Origin of the sequence: Flavobacterium sp. N3904, assembly GCF_025947305.1 — a bacterium.
GTDB lineage: Bacteria > Bacteroidota > Bacteroidia > Flavobacteriales > Flavobacteriaceae > Flavobacterium.
The window spans coordinates 1,734,493-1,756,270 of sequence record NZ_CP110009.1 but is presented as its reverse complement, the minus strand read 5'-3'; the positions used below and the strand labels follow the sequence as shown (position 1 = coordinate 1,756,270).

Here is a 21,778-nt window from a genome sequence, read left to right as displayed (position 1 = left end):
AATTAATTCAACTATTAATTTTAAAACTAAGTAATTTTTATCAAATATAAATAAAATTGCTTTAGAATCACTTTTCGCATTATTATTATTATTTTTGTTTAAAATTGACAATATCTATAATAAAAGTTAAAATTCAATCTTATTATTGAGCTTTTTCAATAAAATTAATAGGAATAAATTCTCGTTGCTTATATTTGTCTAAATTTAAAAACACATGAAGCACATTTCAAAAGATACCATTTCTCAGATGGAGAAGATTGAAAAATTGAATCTAATTAATTCATGTACTGGATTTAAATCAGCCAATTTAATTGCCACAAAATCCATCGAAGGCAATACAAATGTTGCCATTTTTAGTAGTGTCACACATTTAGGCAGTAGTCCTTCACTTATAGGATTTATTGTTCGCCCCACAATTGTGCCAAGAGACACTTATAAAAACATAATGGAAACTGGATATTTTACCGTAAATCATGTAACCGTAGACATGATTGCGGATGCGCATCATACTTCGGCAAATTATGATTCTGGTATCTCAGAATTTGACAAAACCAATTTAGAAGAAGAATACAAAGAAGGCATTAATATCCCTTTTGTAAAAGGAAGTCCTGTACAGCTTTATTGCAAATTTGTAAACGAATATCTCATCAAAGAAAACAATACAATCCACATTATCGCCTCTATCGAGCATATTTTTTATGACGAAATCTTAGAACACAAAGATGGTTGGTTGCAACTGGACAAAGGTAACGTAATGGCCCTGAATGGTGTTGACGGCTATTTTTTACCCAAACTCATAGACCGTTTTCAATATGCCAGACAGGGAATCCCAACGAAACCATTTCCAAAAGAGAAAGAATAAAAATTTATTTTTCAAAAAAAACGGGAATTGTCTTTACAACTATTCCCGTTTTTTTATTTTGCTAAAATCCCCTTTTTCAAAATTTGTCCAAAGTGAAACATATCTTCATAAGAAGTGTACAAAGGAACTGGTGCAAGACGAATCACATTGGGTTCGCGCCAATCGGTGATTACGCCGTTTTTCATCAAGTAATCAAAAAGACTTCGCCCTTCTCCATGCAAAAAGACCGATAATTGACAAGCTCTTTCGGATGACTCTTTTGGAGTAATTATCTCAAAGGAACCTTGAACTTCTTTGCTTATTTCGTTCAGAATAAATTCTAGATAGGAAGTAATTTTATCCCTTTTAAGGATTAACTGATCCATTCCAATTTCGTCAAACATTTCAACAGAAGCTAAATAAGGTGCTAATGACAAAATTGGCAGATTGCTTATTTGCCAACCTCCCGCTCCTTGAACTGGGTCAAAAATGGGTTCCATCTTGAAACGACGTTCTTTGTTATGTCCCCACCAACCTGCAAATCGAGGCAAATCTTTATTGTCGTGATGTTTTTCGTGAACAAAACAACCCGAAGCATTCCCTGGTCCTGAGTTCATGTATTTGTAACTACACCAAGAGGCAAAATCAACATTCCAATCGTGCAATTCTAATTTAATATTTCCGGCGGCGTGAGCCAAGTCCCAACCTACATAAGCACCTTGTTTGTGTCCAGCGGCAGTAATGGTTTTCATATCGAAAACTTGTCCCGTGTAATAATTGACTCCACCTATTAAAACCAAAGCCAGCTCCTCGCCTACTTCTTCTATTTTTGCTAAAATATCTTCCAAACGGATATTGTGTTCTCCTTCGCGACGTTTGATTTCTACAATAGCATCTTCAGGTTTATAACCGTGAAAATGCACTTGGCTTTGAAACATATATTGATCGGAAGGAAAGGCTTTTTCTTCGCAAATGATTTTGAAACGTTTGGCTTTTGGCCTGTAAAAGGAAACCATTAAAAGATGCAGATTTACGGTCAAAGTATTCATCACAGTGACTTCGCTTGGCAAAGCACCAACTAATTTACTCAACGGATTGGCAAAACGTTCTTGATAATCCCACCACGGTTTTTCGGCATAAAAATGACCTTCAACGGCTAGATTTGCCCAATCGTTCATTATTTCGTCAACATATTGTTTTGTTCTTTTGGGCTGCAATCCCAAAGAATTACCTGTGAAATAAATTACCTTTTTATCATTGACTTTTGGAAAAATAAATTCGTCTTGGTATTTATGTAAATGATCTTGCGCATCGAGTAGTTGTGCAAATTCTAAGCTGTTTTGAAAATCCATTTTTTGGGTGTTTTAAAGTCGTAAAAATAGAAAAAAGAAAACAGAGAAAAGATGTCAGAATAAAGAAAAAAGACAAATCGTCAGCAAAAAAAATTAATTTAATAATAATTCAAATATTTTCAATCTGTATTTTACATTTAAAGCAACGAAGTTCTTATGGAAACGAATTGCGTTAGGGATGGAAATGAAAATTTTTTACCTGAAACCATTTAGTAATACAGCAACGAGGAAGCGACCAGAGGAAGCTCCCGGAGTGCTAGTATTACTTTGGTTTTGGGTAAAAACTTGTAATGGACAGCCCGTAATACGCCCTTATTCAGTTGGCAGTGATCAGATAGCAGTATTCAGTTTGTAGAAACGTTTGCAGAAAAAAAAATCTCGCCATTGCTGACGAGACTTTGTATTTAGTTTTGAATGTGATTAGATAATCAACATGGCATCTCCGTAAGAATAGAATTTGTATTCTTCTTTGATTGCTTCTTCGTATGCTCTTTTCATTAAATCATGACCACAGAAAGCAGAAACCATCATTAATAAAGTAGATTTTGGTGTGTGAAAATTGGTAATCATACATGTTGGGATACTAAAATCGTGAGGAGGAAAAACAAATTTGTTTGTCCAACCGTCATAAGGATTTAAAGTATTTTGTGATGAAACTGAACTTTCTACAGCACGCATAGAAGTTGTTCCTACGGTACAGATTCTTTTCTTAGCCGCTTTGGCAGCGTTTACAATATCACAAGCTTCTTGAGTAATTTTCAACTCTTCAGAATCCATTTTATGTTTAGACAAATCCTCAACCTCTACAGGATTGAAAGTTCCCAAACCAACGTGAAGAGTTACTTCGGCAAATTTGATTCCTTTGATTTCTAATCTCTTCAACAAATGTTTAGAAAAGTGCAAACCAGCAGTTGGAGCTGCCACAGCACCTTCTTCTTTGGCATAAATTGTTTGGTAACGCTCAGCATCTTCTGGAGTTACGTCACGGCTAATATATTTAGGAATAGGAGTTTCTCCTAGTTCTGTCAATTTATTTCTGAATTCTTCGTAAGAACCATCGTAAAGGAAACGCAAGGTTCTACCACGAGAAGTAGTGTTGTCAATTACCTCAGCAACTAAAGAATCGTCGTCTCCGAAGTATAATTTATTCCCGATTCTGATTTTACGAGCTGGATCTACCAAAACATCCCAAAGTCTTTGTTCTGCGTTTAGTTCTCTAAGCAAAAACACTTCAATTCTCGCTCCAGTTTTTTCTTTATTTCCATACAAACGAGCTGGAAAAACTTTAGTATTATTTAAAATCAAAACATCACCATCATCAAAATAATCGATAACGTCTTTAAACATTTTATGTTCTATCGTTTGTTTCTTGCGGTCAATAACCATCAAACGAGACTCGTCTCTGTTTTCGGCTGGATATTCTGCAAGAAGTTCTTTTGGTAAATTAAATTGAAAGTGAGATAATTTCATTTGCTGTTTGTTTAAAAGTTTAAAGTTTCAAGTTCCAAGTTGTTTAAACTGAACTTAAAAATCTTTCGGATGCAAATATACGATTGTGAGATAGGCGTTGTCAAGTGTTTAGGTGTTTATTTTTCTTGCCCTAGACGCTACATAATAATGAATTGACAGGAAACCGAACAAAAGCCTACGTAAATGACCATTTTTGAATCATTAAAAAGCCTATTTTTTTTAGATCTTCCCAAAAATCAGGATAGGATTTTGACACTACATCAGCATTATTGATGATAATTGGTACTTTTAATCCTAATGGAGCAAATGCCATCGCCATCCTGTGGTCGTTATACGTGTCGATTCTGATCTCTGGATTGATGCTTTTTGTAGCAATTAATGTCAAACTATCATTAGTTACCGAGATATTGGCTCCCAGTTTTGTCAATTCAATTCGAAGCGCTTCCAGCCTATCGGTTTCTTTGATTTTTAAAGTATGCAAACCGGTAAGATAACAACCGATTCCAAGTCCAAGGCAAGTAACTACAATCGTTTGTGCAATATCGGGAGTATTATTTAAATCTAAATTCAAGTCGGCACAAACAAAATCTTCCTGTTTGGTCAAAGTCAATTTATCTCCATCGAAATGTGAAGTTACTCCCATTTGTTTGTAAATTTCAACCAAAGCTGAATCTCCTTGTAAACTGGTTTCTTTGTAACTCGTTAAAGAAATAGAAGCCGTTTTTGCTAGCGCCGCTAAACTAAAAAAGTATGATGCCGAACTCCAATCAGATTCTACGGTCATTACTTTGGTTGTTACTTCTTTCTTAGGATATACTTTAATTATGTTTCCAATAAAACTGGTTTGAATATCTAAGTCATTCAACAATGCCAAAGTCATTTTGATATAGGGAACCGAGGTAATCTCACCAACCAAAGTCAGTTCGATTCCGTTCTCCAACTTTGGCGCTATCAAAAGCAATGCAGATATATACTGACTGCTCACATTGGCAGGAATACTTACTTTATGAGCAGTAATTTTTTGTCCTTTGATTCGAATAGGCGGGTAACCTTCTTCTTTTTCATAAGTAATCTGGGCACCTAATTGCTGTAAAGCTTCAACCAACACTTTGATTGGGCGTTCTGTCATTCTTTGTGAACCTGTTAATACCACTTCGCGACCTTCGTTTACAGCAAAATAGGCTGTTAAGAAACGCATCGCTGTTCCTGCATGATGAATATCTACAATTTCTTCATTCCCTACCAAAGCCTTTTGCATTACCTCGCTATCATCAGAATTTGAAGTATTGGCAAGAGTAATATTTGGATACAATGCCTGAAGTAATAAAAGTCGATTGGTTTCGCTTTTAGAACCAGTAATTGCAATTTGGTCTTGTAAATCGAGTTGGGAAGTTTGTAACAGTAAATTCATTTTGGATGAGTTGATAGATGTGTTTGCCAAATTTATTTTAAAAAAAGGACGTACCAAAACTTTGCCCTGACTTATAACATTATTTTAGTTTATCGTTGTTTTTGTGGCGGTCTTTGTCTCTAACAGATTTTAAATCCATCTTCTTGTCAAAAGCAGATTGCAAATCGATTCCTGTTTGATTAGCCAAACACAATACTACGAAAACTACATCGGCCAATTCTTCACCAAGGTCTTTGTTTTTGTCACTTTCTTTTTCGGATTGTTCACCGTAACGACGGGCTATAATTCGGGCTACTTCGCCTACTTCTTCGGTAAGTTGTGCCATATTTGTCAATTCGTTAAAATAACGAACTCCGTGTTCTTTGATCCAAGTATCAACGTCTAGCTGGGCATTTTTTAGGTTCATGGTTGTATTTTTTTAAGTACAATTTTTTCGTTTTGCTTGTCAATCATTTTTTGATAAAATTCTTTAATTGCTCCATAAAAATCGGCAGAAACTATAGCCATATTTATCTCCTTAGTTACTAAAATCTGAACTCTGTTCCCTTGAGAAACTGTATTGATTGAAAAAGACAACTCTTTTCCATCTGAAAAAATCTTCATTGGCTGAGGAAGCGATTCTACAGCATATCCCTCTGGAATTTCAAAACTTATATTATATCTTTCTTGTGTAGGATAACCAAAATAAATAGGCATTTGTCTTACTTCCTGTATAAAAGGATTCTGAGATTGAGTAAAAAACAACATCGGATTGATGAATAATTTTTCACCTATCACTTCGCAATGATTATCAGATGCAAAAGTAAAAGTTTCTATAACAGGTTTGTCTAAATCACTTTTTTTATTCTCAATAGTATAATCCTTAATTTTAATCCCATTGAGATCATTTTCAATTTTTTCAAGATAATTGTCTGTATTCATTTCAGCATATTTATCTCTAAAACTATAGGCCTCATAATCTGTCTTTTGAACTCTATATTTTCCTTCTATTTTACCAGCATTATCTACTTTTACCATTATAGTATAATATTTAGCCGATGGTTTTGTAGGCACTAAATCAATTTCTTGCGAAATTCCTTCTTGTTTAATAAGACGTCCGGTCCAATTCAGCACATTTAGTGGCAAAATATTTTGCGTTGTATATTTATGCGAAGCATCCAATAAAATTTCTTTCCCATCAATATTTGCCGCAGCAATTACATAATTAAAAACGGTTCTATTGGGAAAAACAGGAATTCCATGTTCAAGAGTGCTAACCAAAACTGGACTTGCCTCTATCCCGGCTGACTTTAGCATCGCAATGAGGATAAAATTGATTTCGGCAACATTACCAATTTGATTTATATAAGCTTGTTTGACTCCTTTATCGGTATAATAGCCATTTTCATTGTTCCAGTTCATTTTATTTTGAACAAATTTAAAAATGACATTAAGTCTTTCTTCTTTCGAATCAATGCCTTTTAAAATAGCTTTTATGTTATCTAAAAAAAAGTCCCGCTCCTCTAATTCTTTTCCAAATTCTTTCTCGGCATAAATGGTCTTGGTTACTCCATCCCAATCCTTTGAATAATTTTTTTCCTTTTCATCTGGAAAATTTGTTTTTTCAAGCTCATGATGTACAGAAGATCGGTAATTTTGAATGTTGTCAACAAAACTTTCCTCTTCCAGTGCAGGGATATTTTCTGCTGTATACTTGCTTCTGATTTGTTTGAAACTCAACATCACCGTTTGATGGTTTTTATCCTCAAAATTAAAGCTTCCATCCACTACTTTTGCATCTACTTTTAGATCAAAATAACCGATACGAATGGGTTTATATGTAAAAAAATAAGGTATACTGGTTATGTATTCGGCACTATTTACCGGAATTTCATACTGGAAATTAAAAACTGGAAACTTTACTATGTTTTCCGATTTTAGAACATATTTAAATTCAATAATTGAACCCTCTTTTACATTTGGCAATGTTATTGAAGCTTCATTCCAATACTCATTTACATTTTTTTTAAAGCTTCCTTCACTATTCAGCTTTGTCTTTTCAATTGCTCCATTTACAAGGTTATAAGTAACCGCATTGGAAAATTTAACAACATCATCATTGTAATGCTCATATCCTACATAATAAGGCACTGAAAAATTGGCCCAGTCGTACCCCTTTTTTTTGTAGATTTTAATTCGCATCGTTACTTCGGTGATTGCTGTAAAACCGCGGTCTCCCGAATAAGTAAAAGTAGTCTTCCCGTTTTTAAACAGTATTGCAGCAACAGCACTTGTATCTTTAGAGTGCTGCTTTTCTTTTAATTCGGCAACTGATACTTTGCCTAATTCAAAGTTTTGGGCATTCGTGCTTATAGTTAAAAAGAAAAATAACAAGCTAAAAATTATTTTAAAATTTCTCATCAACTACACTTTCTTTAGAATAATTTTCTCTGTTTCTTTCGCAATCATTCCCTGATAATATTCTTTTAGCATCGAATAGTATTCTGCGGAAACAATAGGAGTGTTTATTTGGTGAGAAACCGAAAATTGAATTTTATTTCCCGCTGCATTGGACAAGAATTTAAAACTGCCTAAATCATCTTCCATATTAAATTGAGCCGATTTAGGAAGTAACTCCACCACATATCCTTCCGGAATATCAATATTTATAGTGTATTTATCTATAAACGGAAACCCATAATCAACAGGATATTCTCTCGTTTCCTGTTTGAAAGGATTATGTTCTTTGGTAAAAAACAACAACGGGCTGATATACATTTTTTCGCCTATAATTTCACATAAATTTGTACCCGAAAAAGAACAAGTTTCCGTTACCGGCAATTGAACATCTTTCTCATTGGTTCTTCTATAATCTGCGATTTCAATTTTTTCGTTTTCGTTTTCTAATTTCTCTAAATAATCATCTTCTTTTACATTCTCTACTTCCAATCTAAATTTCATGGCGTTATGATCTGTTCTTTGCCTTCTTAATTTTCCCGTTATTTTTCCTGTAGCATCAATTGCATAGTTCATTGTTATATTATCATTCGAAGCTTTTTTTGGCATCAAATCTACTTCTTCTGATGTACCGTCTTTTCTAATTAATCTTCCAAACCAATTTAAATCTTCAAATGGCAAAACGTTTGGAGTGGAAAACTTACTTGTTGCATCCAACAATATTAAACCCTCGGGAGTTTCAACAGCCGCTATCACATAGTTAAAAGCTGTACTTGATGGAAATAATGTAATCCCATTGTCGCGTGTACTCAATAAAACGGGATTTGCCTTTAACCCCGAAGTACGCAACATTGCAGTAAGCATTAAATTAATTTCAGCCACATTTCCAGTTTTATCTTTATAGGCTTGTTTAACCCCATCATTGCAAGAATAACCCTTGTAATCATTCCATTTCACCGTAGATTTCACATAATTTAAAACGGCAACAATAATATCATCTTGTTTTGACAAACCTGCAATAACAGCCTTCAAATCATCTTCAAAATAACCTGTTTTATTAAGTTCAGGACCAAAATCATCATATTCAAATATGGTTTTTACTACAGCGTTCCAATCTGTAGCAAATTCTTTGTAAGCATAGCCTGGGATATTCACCAATGCCAACTCATAAGAAACACTTGCTTTATAATTATCAATATTATTAACCAAAGTCTCTTCTTTCAACGCAGGAACATTTTCTAATGTAAAAACGGTAGAAGTCTCTTGATTGTAAGTTGGTTCTGACGAAAGTCTAGGGTAAATAAATCCTTTTGACCTCTTATTGAAAGTTAAAAATTTTGGAGTTTTAACTTTATATTCTGTATAATTTACAGGAATGCTTGTCTGAAAATACCAATCTCGTAATGATCCAAAATTTTCAGACCGTATTGTATATTCAAATTCAATAATTGAACCTTCTTTTACATTAGGCATAGCAATTTTTTTTTGCCCAAAATATTTATTGATTTTTGTCTCAAATTCGCCTTCGCTTTTTAGTTTCGTTTTTTCAATCTTACCATCGACCAAATTGTAAGTAATTGCATCCGAGAAAGCAACTCTTTCTCCTTGCAGATAGTGTGCTACTTCTTTATTTGCCCAATTGAAGCCGTCTTTTTTATAAATTTTAATCTTGGTTTTAACCGTAGTAATTGTCACTAAATCTTCATAATGCACAGACCCTTTTTCAAATAAAATTGCTGCCACCGCAGAAGTATCCTTTGGATGCTGCTTTTGTTGTAATTCGGCAATAGTGACTTTTCCTAATTTAAATTCTTGTGCGTGCACGTTAATACTTAAAACAATAAGTAACAAACCAACTACTACTTTATACTTTTTCATTAATTATACTTTTTTTAAAACAATTTTTTCGGTCTCTTTGGCAATCATAATTTGGTAATATTCTTTAAGCATCGCATAATACTCTGAAGAAACTATTGGCGTGTTTATTTGGTGCGAAACTGACAATTGAATGCTGTTTTCAACTATATTAGCCATATATTTAAAACTGCCTAAATTATCTTCCATAGTAAAAAATACTTTTTCAGGAAGAGTTTCTACTACATATCCTGGAGGAATTTGAATGTTAATAATGTATTTGTCTTCAAAAGCATATCCAAAGTCTACTGGATATTCTCTAACTTCTTGTTTGAAAGGACTTTGTGAAATTGTAAAGAATAACATTGGGTTTACATAAATTTTGCCTCCAATAACTTCACACATATTCGAACCAGAAAAAGAAAATGTTTCCATAACTGGCATTTTCAGATCATGCTCATTTGCTCTGGAATAATCTATGATATCTATTTTGTCATTTTCATTTTCCAACTTCTCAAGATAATCATCTTGTTTTAATCCTATAATTTTCTCCCTAAAATTCTTTGCATTGTGATCTGTTCTTTGTCTTCTCAATTTCCCCGAAATTTGACCATTTTCAGCAATAGAATAATTCATAGTTATATAGTCATTTGAAGCTTTATTTGGCATTAAATCAACTTGCTCTGATGTCCCATCTTTTCTAATTAATCTACCTATCCAGTTCAAATCTCTAAACGGCAAAATATTTGGTGTAGAAAACTTATCGGTAGCATCTAATAAAATCAATCCACCCGATGTTTCTACTGCAGCAACAACATAATTGAAAGCAGTTCTATTAGGAAAAAGAGCTATTCCGTTTGATCTTGTACTCACTAAAACAGGATTTGCATCTAATCCTGCATTACGAAGCATAGCTGTAAGCATTAAGTTTATTTCGGCCACATTTCCAGTTTTGTTTTTATAGGCCTGTTTCACTCCATCATTGCAAAAATAACCGTAGTAGTCATTCCATTTTACAGAAGATTTTACATAATTTAAAACGGCTAAAATGATTTCGTCTTGTTTTGTTAAACCTGCAACAACTGCTTTCAAATCGTTTTCAAAATAACCTGTTTTATTGAGTTCCGATCCAAAATCATCATTGTCATAAATAGTTTTTACCACTGTATTCCAGTCAGTGGAATACGCTTTTGGAAATGAATTAGGAAACTTGGTCATCATTAATTCATGTGTAACACTTGAAGTATAATTTTCGATATTATTAACAAAAACCTCTTCTTTCATCGCCAGTAAATTTTCGGCAATAAAAGTCGTTATTATTTCTTCGTAATTTACTGTTTCAGAAGTTGTCACGTAACCTCCAACATTTGTATGTGGAGCTTCTTTACTTACCAATAGTATCGATTTTTCTTTTTTATCTGTATTCACTTTAGGAAAAATATATCCTTTTTGATTGGGGTTATATACAAAAAATTCTGGAATATACGTTTTATACTCTACAAAATCTACTGGAATACTTGTTTGGAAATCCCATTTATTTATAGTTCCATATCGTGGTGTTTTCAAAGTGTATTCATATTCAATTATTGATCCTACTTTTACGTTTGGCATCGTTATTTTACTCCTATTCCAATATTTGTTAACTTTCTCATCAAATTCACCATCACTTTTCAATTTAGTTTTTTCAATTTTCCCGCCAACTAAATTATAAGTTATTGCATTAGAAAAAGTAACACTTTCTTTTAATTCATTACTTCCAACATAATATTCAACTTCATTGTTTGCCCATTCGTATCCTTCTTTTTTATAAATTTTAATACGCATTTTAACATCTGTATACATCACAAAACCATCATTTTGAGAATACTCAAATTTTGTTTCACCCTTTTTAAATAATATTGCCGCTACAGCTGCAGTATCTTTGGGATGCACTTTTTGCTCTAATTCGGCAATGGAGACTTTTCCTAATTTAAATTCTTGAGCGTTTGCATAGAAACAAAATAGGATTAAAAATAAAAAAAGGGCTTGGTGTTTGGATTTCATTTTGAAATTAAGATTTGGTTAAAATTATTTTGGCATTGTCATTTCTGGAAACTTGTTCCATAAAAAGGCGATATTCATCGTATTCTTTATTGGTATACAATCCTTTTTTAATAAAAAAGTTTCTTTTATAAATTATATTGTGATTGTCTTTTTTTACAATCTCAGTTTTATATTCTCCGAATTTGGTATTAATTTCCACATTTGTCGGAAGAAATTCAATTGAAAAATTGGCTGGAAACGCAATCTCTATTTCATCATTATCTACAAATCCTCGTTGTACTTCAAAAGGATTTTTCCTGTTCCGAATTCTTTTTATGATTTGCGTATTTTGATTGTAAGCATTTACGGCAAACATCATTTTATTGACCGATAGATTACCATAATTTGCAGCACTTATCTCTGCAATTTCGGCAAAACTTATTTTATCAGGATCGTTTTTGAAAGTGATTTTATTAATTTTCAGGTTGTTGATTGTTCCCCAATACTCTTTATAAAATTCTTCTATTTCTTTTGCAGAAAATTTATCATTATGAAATTTTTGATTGTATTGGGAACCCTCAGAAACGATTCCAATTTTTCCCGACAAATCTCCATTTTCTGCAATTGTATAAGACCCTTTACTGATTTGAGTATTCCCTTTATCGTCATATATTTTTGTTCTGACAATCTCCCCTCCTTCAGGTTTCATTATTAAAACATTTCTGTCGTCGGTAAAAGTTCCCTGATAACCAAATGGATCTACTTGACTGGTACATTCCAAAAACACATATTTATCTTTATTGAGTATTGCCAAAATCATATGATTTCCCTGCATAGACACAAAATCGGTTTCAATATCACGCTTTCTTGGATTGCCATATAATACCACATTATAGGAAGGAACGTCTACTGCACTTAGAAGCGCTTTTGTATAATTACTCAAAGCCTTGCAATCTCCATATCCCAAACGATCAACATCAACTGCCAGCATTGGTTTCCAACCCCCAATACCAATACTTATGTTAACGTATCTGGATTTTTCCTGAACATATTTATAAATAATTTGCGCTTTTTTAATGGGATCTGTTTCTGCTCCCACAAGCGATTTCATTTTGGCTTTTGTTTCTTCGGGCAAATCTGTTGTCCCGGTCAGAATCTTTTCGCTGTACCATTTCCCAAACTCATTCCATGTTTTAGCGTTTCCATCTACACCTTCCAAATGAAATGATTCTAATCCCATCATCACTTTTGGAAATAGATAGTTAATTGAAGGACTTGATGTTTCTTCTTTTTGAGCTAACATTTTTAGAGCCACGTAAGAAAGCTTTGTTGATGTATCTACCGTTTTTTTTATATTAAAATTCGAAAAATTGAATTCTTTATATTTAAAACCAAGATCTGAAGGAAAACTTATGGTAAGTATGCTTTTTTCAACACTTACAGCATAATCATTTAAAGGAATCCATTGCGGAATAAAAGCCGTATTGGAAGTTTCTGTTTCACTTTCAAAAACAATTGTAAATGGATATTGAATTGGAGTGTAATCTAAATAAATATAGCGGCTTTCAGAGAATAATGTACTACCACTTACTGCACTCACATCTCTAAAATCACTTCTCTTTATTTTTTTTATTTCTTTCCCAAAAGCATCGTAAACTGTTGCCAATATACTCTTTACAGGTCTTGATTTATCATAATTTTCATAAGCTTCTGTGGCATCAAATCCATTTTCATTAAGAACGGTAACTACTCTTTTGGTTTTGATATTCATACTGCGCTGAGAAGCGATAACAATATCAATTTGGTTCAAACGAACAATTGCATTGGCATTTTCTTTGAGACTATCGGAAATGGTTAGGGAACTGAAATCACTTTTTTGAGCAAAAAGAAATGTGGTAGTAAATAAAAAAACAATAGAAATCGCGGAAGCAAACTTGTAGGTCATAAAAAAGATTTAGCTCCGAAATATAAGAAAATTTCGTTTAAATAAAACCTAATTTTATTCTTTATTTTTACTGTCTATTTGTATGGTAACGGGACCATCGTTAATCAACATTACTTTCATATCGGCGCCAAAAATTCCGGTTTGTACTTTTTTGCCAAGTTCATTTTCGATTTGCTTTACAAAATTTTCATATAACGGAATGGCGATTTCTGGTTTTGAAGCTTTTATATACGAAGGACGATTTCCCTTTTTGGTAGAGGCATGTAATGTAAATTGACTCACCACAATAATGTCGCCATCAACATCCTGAACAGATAGATTCATGACATGATTCTCATCATCAAAAATACGGATTTTGGCAATTTTTCCCACCAACCAATCAATATCTTCTTGGGAGTCGCTGTCTTCAATCCCCACTAAAACCAATAATCCTTTTTGAATATTGGCCACAATTTTAGAATCGATGGTTACAGAAGCTGAAGAAACACGTTGCAAAACTACTTTCATTATTTATATTTTAACTTTTTGAAAATCGAAAGCTGTTTAACATTTGGCTACTCCCTAGACTTATCACTAATAATTCGATCTTCGTTATAAACATCTGTACGGTAATTTTCATCATCACCTTCCAATATTTTTAAATAGCTATTGTAACGAGACCAAGCAATTTCATCTTTTTCCAGTGCCGCTTTTATCGCACAATGTGGTTCCTCTTTATGCAAACAATTGTTGAATTTACATTGGTCTTTCAATTTGAAAAATTCCGGAAAATAACCGCTTATTTCAGCTGGATCCATATCGACCATACCAAATCCCTTAATTCCGGGAGTATCTATAATTTTGGCTCCAAAAGACAAATCATACATCTCTGCAAAAGTAGTTGTATGTTGTCCTTGCTTACTAGCTTCGGATATGGTTTTTGTTTTAAGATGCAAAGAAGGTTCCATTGCATTGACCAATGTTGATTTACCAACACCGGAATGTCCTGAAAACATACTTACTTTGCCTTTCATCATTTCCTGCAAAACTTCAACTCCTTTCATTTCCGCAGCCGAAACTCTCAAACATTTATATCCAATTTCTTGATAGACATGTTGCATGAACAATTGTTCGTCTAATGTAACATCGTCTAAAGTATCTATTTTATTAAAAACCAGAATAGCTTCTATACCATAGGCTTCGGCCGTAACCAAAAAACGATCTATAAAATTGAAAGTAGTAGGAGGATTATTAATCGTTACCAGCAAAAAAACACGGTCAATATTTGAAGCAATAATGTGCATTTGATGCGACAAATTAACCGACTTTCGCACAATATAATTCTTTCTGTCGTGAATTTTATGAATGGTTCCTGTAACAGTATCTGATGATTCTTCGAGTTCATAATCTACTATATCGCCCACCGCAATTGGATTGGTGCTTTTAATTCCTTTGATGCGAAATTTCCCTTTCATACGGCATTCTATAAAATCGCCTTGTTCGGATTTTACAGTGTACCAACTTCCTGTAGATTTGTAAACGAGTCCTGTCATTATTAATTTTAGATTTCTGATTTTAGATTTCTGATTTAAAATCTAAGACTTTGCAAAGATAAATCATTTATGATTGTAGACTAACGATTTTGAAAGACTTTCAAAATAAACAAAAAATCCCAAAACCTGAGCTTTGGGATTTATTGAAATCTAAATTTTTCTACTCACGAAATCTGAAGTCAAAAATCGTTAGTCTTCAATCTAAAATCTTTTTACGAATTCAAGACTTTTTCTTGATGACCGATACTTTCTTGGTGAATGTCCTTGAATAATCTAACGATAAATTCTTCTGTCAGTCCTTTTTTGGCACCTTCGGCAACCATTTTTTCCTGAATTTCGTTCCAACGGTTGTTTTGAAGAATAGCCACATTATTGTCTTTTTTCACTTGACCAATTTCGTCAGCTACTTTCATTCTTTTTCCTAGTAAGTCTAATAGATTAGCATCAAGAACATCGATATTTGCTCTTAATTTGGTCATTTTATTAGTAAAATCATCGGTATCACCACTCACTTTTCTTACTTTCAAATCTTTGAAAATTTGTTTCAAAGCGTCTGGAGTTACTTGTTGGGCGGCATCGCTCCAAGCATTGTCCGGATCATTATGTGTTTCGATAATCATACCATCATAATTTAAATCCAATGCTTCTTGAGTTACTTCAAGGATCATATCACGGTTTCCTGTAATATGTGAAGGATCAATAATCAAAGGCAAATCGGGAAATTTGTTTTGCAATTCGATTGCAATTTGCCATTCCGGAATGTTTCTGTATTTTGTTTTTTCATACGTAGAAAAACCTCTGTGAATAACTCCTAAGTTTTTGATTCCGGCAGCATACAAACGTTCTACACCACCCAACCACAAAGCCATATCTGGATTTACTGGGTTTTTAATCAAAACTATTTTATCTGTTCCTTTTAATGTATCGGCAATTTCCTGAACCGCAAACGGATTTGCAGTTGTACGAGCTCCAACCCATAAAACATCAATATCATTTTCCAAAGCCAATTTACAGTGTGCAGCAGTAGCTACCTCAGTTCCCATAAGCAAACCTGTTTCTGCTTTGGCTTTTTTCAACCATTTCAATCCAATTTCTCCAACACCTTCAAATCCTCCTGGACGCGTTCTTGGTTTCCAAATTCCTGCTCTAAAAACACTTACATCTGAATCTTTCAATTCATGAGCAATTTTCAAAACTTGCTCTTCGGTTTCAGCACTACAAGGTCCTGCAATTACAAATGGGTGAGTCAAATTGAATTCGTTCAACCAATTTCTCATTTCTTTCTTGTTTTCCATCTTTTCTTAATTTTTTCCTCTCCCAACCCTTTCGCCGTGGCGAAGATGAAGTCGTGAATGGATGATTGTTGTTTTAATTACTTACTACTTTTTATTTTTAATTCTTCTTATTTTATTTTAATTCTAACAGCAAACTGAACACTGCCTACTCTACTTCTTCATTCCGTTTAAAATCTCTTTTATTTTATTGACACTTTGCATTTCGTTATAAATTGCATCATAATCATCTTTTTCCAATAACTCCTTAAATTTGGATAAATTGGCAATATATTCTTCCAATGTTTTTACAACATGCTTTTTGTTTTGTTTAAAAATAGGTGTCCACATTGCCGGAGAACTTTTGGCCAAACGAACGGTGCTTTCAAAACCGGAACCTGCCATGTCAAAAATATCCTGTTCGTCTTTCTCCTTATTCACTACTGTTTTACCAAGCATAAACGAACTAATGTGCGACAAATGAGACACATAAGCAATGTGTTTATCATGCGATTTCGGATCCATATATCGAATTCTCATTCCCACTGCATTAAACAACCATAATGCTTTTTCCTGCAATTTGAAAGCTGTTTTCTCGACTTCGCAAATAATATTTGTCTTTCCTTCAAACAATCCTCTTATTGCTGCCGATGGTCCCGAAAATTCCGTACCCGCAATAGGATGCGTAGCAATAAAATTTCTCCTTTTCGGATGATTGGCAACCGCTTCGCAAATAGGTGTTTTGGTTGAACCAACATCAAAAACAATTGTTGTATCAGGAATAATATCCAATACTTTTGGCAAAAGCGTGATCGCTACATCGACAGGAACGGAAACAATTACAAAATCAGCTTTAGCCAAATCTTCAAAAACAGCTCCTTCATCAACTACACCAAGAGCAATTGCCTCTTTGATGTGGTCTTCATTGCTATCTATCCCAAAAATTTTGGTGTGTGGATATAATGCTTTTGAGTCTAATGCTATTGATCCTCCAATTAATCCAATTCCAATTACGTATATGTTCATGTTCTATTTTTTTGTAGCCAATCCTGCTATCCGTTTCAATCTTTTACTTTTAAAAGAAAAAGTAAAAGGATTTCCACTGCTATCAGGGCTAGGGCATCACGTTTTTTAAGCAATTTTATTTCTATCTAAAATCTATCAATTGCTTCTTGTATTTTTTCTTCTTTTACACAAAGTGCAAATCGAATGTAACCTTCTCCATTACTTCCAAAAATAGTTCCTGGAGTGATAAAAATAGATTTCTCGTATAATATTTTATCGATAAAATCCTCTGCCGATGTTATTCCGTCAGGTAATTTCGCCCAAACAAATAGTCCAACACCTGCTGCGTACACTTCGCATCCTAATTTCTCTGCCAATTTTTCTGTCAACACACGACGCTTTGTGTAAACGGCATTCATCGAGTCAAACCAAGATTGGTCGCTTTTCAAAGCTTCAACGGCCCCTTTTTGAATTCCGTAAAACATTCCGCTATCCATATTGCTTTTTACTTTAAGAACAGCGTCAATAAGCGTTGCATTTCCCAAGACCATTCCAACTCTCCATCCTGCCATGTTGAACGTTTTACTCAAAGAGTTCAATTCCAATGCCACATCTTTGGCTACTTCCACCTGCAATAAACTCATTGGTTTATCATTCAAAACAAAACTATACGGATTGTCGTTGACTAACAATATGCTGTGTTTTTTGGCAAAAGCCACCAATTTTGCAAACAACTCCAAACTTCCTCTTGCTCCTGTAGGCATGTGCGGATAACCAATCCACATGATTTTTACTTTTGATAAATCCAGTTTTTCTAAAGCTTCAAAATCAGGTTCCCAATTATTCACTTCTTTCAAATCATAATAAACCGGCACGGCTCCAACCAAATTTGTCACTGAACTATAAGTCGGATAACCTGGATTCGGAATCAAAACGTGATCTCCTTCATTCAGGAAAGCCATAGAAATATGCATAATCCCTTCTTTCGAACCTATTAAAGGTAAAATCTCCACATTAGAATCTAAGACAACTCCGTAGTTGTTTTGATAAAAATCTGCCATTCCTTTTCTAAGTTCCGGCAATCCTTGGTAACTTTGATATTGATGAGCATTTTCGTCTTGCATTGCCGAAACCACAGCGTCAATAACTGCTTGTGATGGTTTTAAATCCGGACTTCCAATTCCCATATTGATAATCGGTTTCCCTTCTGAGGCCAGTTGTCTCACTTCTCTCAACTTGGAGGAGAAGTAGTATTCTTCAATGATATCGAGACGTTTTGCTGTTGTAATCATAATTTTTATTTTTTTGCTTTAGGCTTTAAGCCGTAAGCTTTATGCTTCCTTTTTACTTTTGAATTCTAACTATATGCCAAATTATGGTTTGGTGTTTTTGTATTCTCCCAATACTTTAAAATATTCGGCCATTATCGTTAACAATGCTTTGGACTTGGCGTAATCCTCATATTTATCGAAGGTAACATCCACAAAAAAAGAATATTTCCAAGGTGTTTCAATTTTTGGTAATGATTGTATTTTGGTCAAATTCAATTTGCAATCGCTCATCACATTTAGCACCGCTGCCAGACTACCTCGTTTGTGATCCAACTCGAATTTGATGGATGCTCTATTGATTTCTTCTTCAGCTACAAACGAATTCTCTTTTTTAATAATAACAAAGCGTGTCATGTTATTGTTTATTGTCTGGATTTCTGGTGCCAAGATTTCCAAATCATACATTTCGGAAGCTGTTTTGCTGGCAATAGCTGCAATTCCCGTTAGCTGTTTTTCGTGAATTCTTCTAGCTGTTTCGGCAGTATCCTTGTCCTCAACCAGTTTTATATTTGGATATTTTTTCAAGAATTCCATACATTGCAACAAAGCCATCGGATGGGAATGTACTTCCTGAATATCTTCAATCTTTTGACCTTTGAGTGCCATTAAATTTTGGTGAATATCCAAATAGTGCTCCCCAATAATGTGTAGATTGTTTTTGTCAATCAACGCATAATTTGGAATGATCGGTCCAGCGATAGAATTTTCTATAGCCATTACTGCCTGATCTGATTTTCCCGACAATAAACTAGCTACCAATTCCTCAAAAGACAGACATTCATCCACTTCTACATTTTGATAAAAATAGTCTTGAGCCACTTGATGGTGGAAAGATCCTTTAATTCCTTGTATTGCAATTTTCGTTCTCATTGGGTCAAAAAAAAATCCTGATTTTCATCAGGATTGTATATTAGTTTTATTTGTTTTTTAATCTTTCAAATAACCATAGCACAATCCCTTACTTCCTAAAGAAGAAATAAAAAGAGTTGCTAAAATAAAAACGGTTAGTTGACATTGTATTCTTTGTTTTTCAATTATTTAATGCAAATGTATAACATATTTTGAGTCAGCCAAAATAAAAATAATTTTTTATGTAACAAAAAAAGATTTGTTTGTTAAAAGGGATTCTGAGTCATAATTTCATAAAAATAACACTTTTTTAAGCACTAAAATTATTGAATTCCAAACGACAAAATAAAAGGATAACCGCCTTTTATATAAAAATTGTGTTTTTGAGTGCCTTTGCTTTTAAATGTTGTTGAAAAAACGCCTCATTTCTGGGGTAATGTATGATTAGATGTTACTTTGGGAAATCCATTTCTTGCCTTCGGAGATTCGGGTGACTACCATTGCACAAATTAAATCACCATTGGCATTTAGCAAAGTGGCGATGGGATCGACTAAGGTCCCTATAATCATGGCGGCAGGCAAGGCTTGTTCCATCGGGAATCCATACACCGTTATGGCCAGAATCTCTCCTATATAACCACCGTTTGGAATACCACCTTCGACTATCGATACTATTATAGTGATACCGATTGCTGTAATTAGGGTATAGGGATCCGTTAAATCTTTGCCAAACAGCGCAAAAAGAACTGCAATTTTGACAATCGACGACATACTGGAACCATCTTTGTGCAAAGGCGCTCCAAGCGGAATTACAAGATTACGTATGTGGCTTGGAATATTCATTTGCTTTGCCGCTTCGAGATTGGCTGGAATAGTTGCGATGCTACTGCAAGTTCCTACGGCGGTAAATGCCGGTGTGATGTTGTTTTTCCAAAACAGCTTAAGTCCTTGATTTCCGCCAGCGAAAAAAGCATAAAAACTAAAAAATACAATGAAATAAAAAGCACAAACAGCATAATAAAGTGCCAACGGTTTGGCATAAGCACCAAATAATTGTGGCCCGAAGATTCCGACTTGATACGCAAAATAAGCGCCAAGACCGACAGGTGCCGTTTTCATAATGAGATGAAGTAATTGTTTCATCACTTCGTTACCCGAATTCAGGAATCGAGCAAAATCTTTTCCGGTTTCGCCTACACGCAAAGTTGAAAAACCGATTAGAAAAGAAAACAATATAAGTGCCAGCATATTTTTTCGAGATAATATTTCATAGAAATCATTTACCGTTAAAAGTTGCGTGATTTGAGAACTCGTGCTGCTTTCCTGAATGGTTTCTAAGGCTACTTTTGAGATTGTTATTCCCTGATGAATGGGAAAAAGCAAAACCCCAATCAGCATGATAATGGCCGAAATAATCACAGTTGTTAGAAATACTCCCAAAACTATCGCAAATAGTTTGCCCAGTTTTTCGGTTTTTTGCAAATTGGCGATGGAGGAAGCAATGGTGAAAAACACTAGAGGAATGATCGCCGTGAAAAGCAAATTCAGAAAGATATCGCCTAATGGTCTTATGACTTCAACTCCATTTCCAAAAACCAAACCTAATATGCTACCTACCATTATTCCACCAAGAAGTAATAGAATACTGCTGTAATTTTTCAAGAAACTGCCCGATTGATAATTTCCCATATTGATTTAGTTTAATTGTAAATATATAAATCTTAATGAAATTAATTCTAAAAATAAAAAGCATCCATGATTTCATGAATGCTTTTTTGAAATTTATAGAGAATAGAGATTAAAAGTTTTTTGAAATTCCTGCAGTAAACGATTGACCAAAATTGAAATAAAAATATTGATTACTCCCGTTAGTTTGATTACTCTTTGTATCGGAATATAACAAGCCCCCAATACCAAAATTCAATCCAAAATTATTTTTAATGTTTAGAAATAAACCAGGGGTCAAATTCATATAAACTCCATCAAGTGTAAATGTTGAGCTAGGCTGTAATGGATAAGTATCAGTTACTTTACGATTCTGGTAACCAGCTCCCAAATCCGCATATAATAAAAACATTGGACTTAATGATTTTGAATATCGAACAAAAGCCCCTGCTGTGAAGTTTTTAGATATACTTTCCTGACTAGTATACTCATTTTTAGCAGATGAGAATCCAGATTCAATTCCAAGAGTCCAATTATCCTTGAACTGATATCCTACTTTCGGGTAAAAACTGACATATTTATTTTTGGAGTCATTCGATTGAGTAGACTCTTTCTGGGAAACAAATCCCATATTTCCTGATACCAAAACCGTCCCTTTTTGAGCATTTGCAAAGCTTATCATAGCCAAAGCAAGAATTACTAATGTTTTTTTCATAGTTTATTTGATTTGTTAAAAATTAGTAAATATTTAACAAGAACTGTGCCAGTAATTAATAATTTTCATACAATTCGAA

Annotated in this window: 17 protein-coding genes; 1 reads left to right on the top strand and 16 read right to left on the bottom strand. The window is 33.8% G+C overall.

The genetic code is table 11. The annotated features are described in order from the left end of the window. The first annotated feature begins 214 nt into the window (after nt 1–214). Complete coding sequence (locus tag OLM57_RS07200) at nt 215–862, top strand: flavin reductase family protein (protein ID WP_264566550.1); 648 nt, start codon at nt 215–217, stop codon at nt 860–862. A gap of 53 nt (nt 863–915) precedes the next feature. Here the strand turns inward: OLM57_RS07200 and kynU are convergent, their stop codons facing one another. The 16 genes from kynU to OLM57_RS07120 all read right to left on the bottom strand — a co-directional run bounded on the left by kynU (nt 916) and on the right by OLM57_RS07120 (nt 21,699). Continuing rightward, complete coding sequence (gene kynU / locus OLM57_RS07195) at nt 916–2,193, bottom strand: kynureninase (protein WP_264566549.1); 1,278 nt, start codon at nt 2,191–2,193, stop codon at nt 916–918. A 420-nt stretch (nt 2,194–2,613) separates the two neighbouring features. Continuing rightward, complete coding sequence (gene queA / locus OLM57_RS07190) at nt 2,614–3,663, bottom strand: tRNA preQ1(34) S-adenosylmethionine ribosyltransferase-isomerase QueA (RefSeq protein ID WP_264566548.1); 1,050 nt, start codon at nt 3,661–3,663, stop codon at nt 2,614–2,616. A 175-nt stretch (nt 3,664–3,838) separates the two neighbouring features. Then, nucleotides 3,839–5,074, bottom strand: a complete 1,236-nt coding sequence (aroA, locus tag OLM57_RS07185; protein WP_264566547.1) for a 3-phosphoshikimate 1-carboxyvinyltransferase — start codon at nt 5,072–5,074, stop codon at nt 3,839–3,841. Between the two features lie 79 nt (nt 5,075–5,153). Next, nucleotides 5,154–5,480, bottom strand: coding sequence for a nucleotide pyrophosphohydrolase (locus OLM57_RS07180; RefSeq protein ID WP_100843242.1), 327 nt, complete (start codon nt 5,478–5,480; stop codon nt 5,154–5,156). Further along, nucleotides 5,477–7,474 (bottom strand): DUF3857 domain-containing protein, encoded by a 1,998-nt coding sequence (locus OLM57_RS07175; protein ID WP_264566546.1) that lies wholly within the window; start codon nt 7,472–7,474, stop codon nt 5,477–5,479. The genes OLM57_RS07180 and OLM57_RS07175 overlap by 4 nt, the downstream gene beginning before the upstream one ends. A gap of 3 nt (nt 7,475–7,477) precedes the next feature. Next, the gene (locus tag OLM57_RS07170) at nt 7,478–9,388 is read right to left on the bottom strand and encodes a DUF3857 domain-containing protein (RefSeq protein WP_264566545.1); all 1,911 of its coding nucleotides are present in this window, start codon (nt 9,386–9,388) and stop codon (nt 7,478–7,480) included. A 3-nt stretch (nt 9,389–9,391) separates the two neighbouring features. Further along, nucleotides 9,392–11,407 (bottom strand): DUF3857 and transglutaminase domain-containing protein, encoded by a 2,016-nt coding sequence (locus OLM57_RS07165; protein WP_264566544.1) that lies wholly within the window; start codon nt 11,405–11,407, stop codon nt 9,392–9,394. A 7-nt stretch (nt 11,408–11,414) separates the two neighbouring features. Continuing rightward, on the bottom strand, nt 11,415–13,331 hold the full coding sequence (locus OLM57_RS07160) for a DUF3857 domain-containing protein (protein WP_264566543.1): 1,917 nt from the start codon (nt 13,329–13,331) through the stop codon (nt 11,415–11,417). A gap of 54 nt (nt 13,332–13,385) precedes the next feature. Continuing rightward, nucleotides 13,386–13,838 carry a D-aminoacyl-tRNA deacylase gene (gene dtd / locus OLM57_RS07155; protein WP_264566542.1) on the bottom strand — a complete coding sequence of 151 codons (453 nt, stop codon included), beginning with the start codon at nt 13,836–13,838 and terminating at the stop codon, nt 13,386–13,388. Nucleotides 13,839–13,885: 47 nt separating this feature from the next. Further along, nucleotides 13,886–14,863: a ribosome small subunit-dependent GTPase A gene (rsgA, locus tag OLM57_RS07150; protein WP_264566541.1), complete on the bottom strand. Its 978-nt coding sequence runs from the start codon at nt 14,861–14,863 to the stop codon at nt 13,886–13,888. 212 nt (nt 14,864–15,075) lie between these two features. Further along, a complete protein-coding gene (locus OLM57_RS07145; RefSeq protein WP_264566540.1) occupies nt 15,076–16,158 on the bottom strand; it encodes a bifunctional 3-deoxy-7-phosphoheptulonate synthase/chorismate mutase type II in 1,083 nt (360 codons plus the stop codon). Between the two features lie 150 nt (nt 16,159–16,308). After that, nucleotides 16,309–17,160, bottom strand: a complete 852-nt coding sequence (locus OLM57_RS07140) for a prephenate dehydrogenase (protein WP_264566539.1) — start codon at nt 17,158–17,160, stop codon at nt 16,309–16,311. 125 nt (nt 17,161–17,285) lie between these two features. Beyond that, nucleotides 17,286–18,431 (bottom strand): pyridoxal phosphate-dependent aminotransferase, encoded by a 1,146-nt coding sequence (locus OLM57_RS07135; protein WP_264566538.1) that lies wholly within the window; start codon nt 18,429–18,431, stop codon nt 17,286–17,288. Between the two features lie 81 nt (nt 18,432–18,512). Next, the gene (locus tag OLM57_RS07130; RefSeq protein WP_264566537.1) at nt 18,513–19,340 is read right to left on the bottom strand and encodes a prephenate dehydratase; all 828 of its coding nucleotides are present in this window, start codon (nt 19,338–19,340) and stop codon (nt 18,513–18,515) included. A 423-nt stretch (nt 19,341–19,763) separates the two neighbouring features. Beyond that, entirely contained in the window at nt 19,764–21,008 is a 1,245-nt protein-coding gene (locus OLM57_RS07125) for a dicarboxylate/amino acid:cation symporter (protein WP_264566536.1), read from the bottom strand. Nucleotides 21,009–21,117: 109 nt separating this feature from the next. Next, nucleotides 21,118–21,699: a porin family protein gene (locus tag OLM57_RS07120; protein WP_264566535.1), complete on the bottom strand. Its 582-nt coding sequence runs from the start codon at nt 21,697–21,699 to the stop codon at nt 21,118–21,120. Nucleotides 21,700–21,778: the final 79 nt, after the last annotated feature.

Coding starts and splice junctions, on each gene's coding strand:
- OLM57_RS07200 (WP_264566550.1), top strand. CDS start 215: ATGAAGCACATTTCAAAAGATACCATTTCTCAGATGGAGAAGATTGAA.
- kynU (WP_264566549.1), bottom strand. CDS start 2,193: ATGGATTTTCAAAACAGCTTAGAATTTGCACAACTACTCGATGCGCAA.
- queA (WP_264566548.1), bottom strand. CDS start 3,663: ATGAAATTATCTCACTTTCAATTTAATTTACCAAAAGAACTTCTTGCA.
- aroA (WP_264566547.1), bottom strand. CDS start 5,074: ATGAATTTACTGTTACAAACTTCCCAACTCGATTTACAAGACCAAATT.
- OLM57_RS07180 (WP_100843242.1), bottom strand. CDS start 5,480: ATGAACCTAAAAAATGCCCAGCTAGACGTTGATACTTGGATCAAAGAA.
- OLM57_RS07175 (WP_264566546.1), bottom strand. CDS start 7,474: ATGAGAAATTTTAAAATAATTTTTAGCTTGTTATTTTTCTTTTTAACT.
- OLM57_RS07170 (WP_264566545.1), bottom strand. CDS start 9,388: ATGAAAAAGTATAAAGTAGTAGTTGGTTTGTTACTTATTGTTTTAAGT.
- OLM57_RS07165 (WP_264566544.1), bottom strand. CDS start 11,407: ATGAAATCCAAACACCAAGCCCTTTTTTTATTTTTAATCCTATTTTGT.
- OLM57_RS07160 (WP_264566543.1), bottom strand. CDS start 13,331: ATGACCTACAAGTTTGCTTCCGCGATTTCTATTGTTTTTTTATTTACT.
- dtd (WP_264566542.1), bottom strand. CDS start 13,838: ATGAAAGTAGTTTTGCAACGTGTTTCTTCAGCTTCTGTAACCATCGAT.
- rsgA (WP_264566541.1), bottom strand. CDS start 14,863: ATGACAGGACTCGTTTACAAATCTACAGGAAGTTGGTACACTGTAAAA.
- OLM57_RS07145 (WP_264566540.1), bottom strand. CDS start 16,158: ATGGAAAACAAGAAAGAAATGAGAAATTGGTTGAACGAATTCAATTTG.
- OLM57_RS07140 (WP_264566539.1), bottom strand. CDS start 17,160: ATGAACATATACGTAATTGGAATTGGATTAATTGGAGGATCAATAGCA.
- OLM57_RS07135 (WP_264566538.1), bottom strand. CDS start 18,431: ATGATTACAACAGCAAAACGTCTCGATATCATTGAAGAATACTACTTC.
- OLM57_RS07130 (WP_264566537.1), bottom strand. CDS start 19,340: ATGAGAACGAAAATTGCAATACAAGGAATTAAAGGATCTTTCCACCAT.
- OLM57_RS07125 (WP_264566536.1), bottom strand. CDS start 21,008: ATGGGAAATTATCAATCGGGCAGTTTCTTGAAAAATTACAGCAGTATT.
- OLM57_RS07120 (WP_264566535.1), bottom strand. CDS start 21,699: ATGAAAAAAACATTAGTAATTCTTGCTTTGGCTATGATAAGCTTTGCA.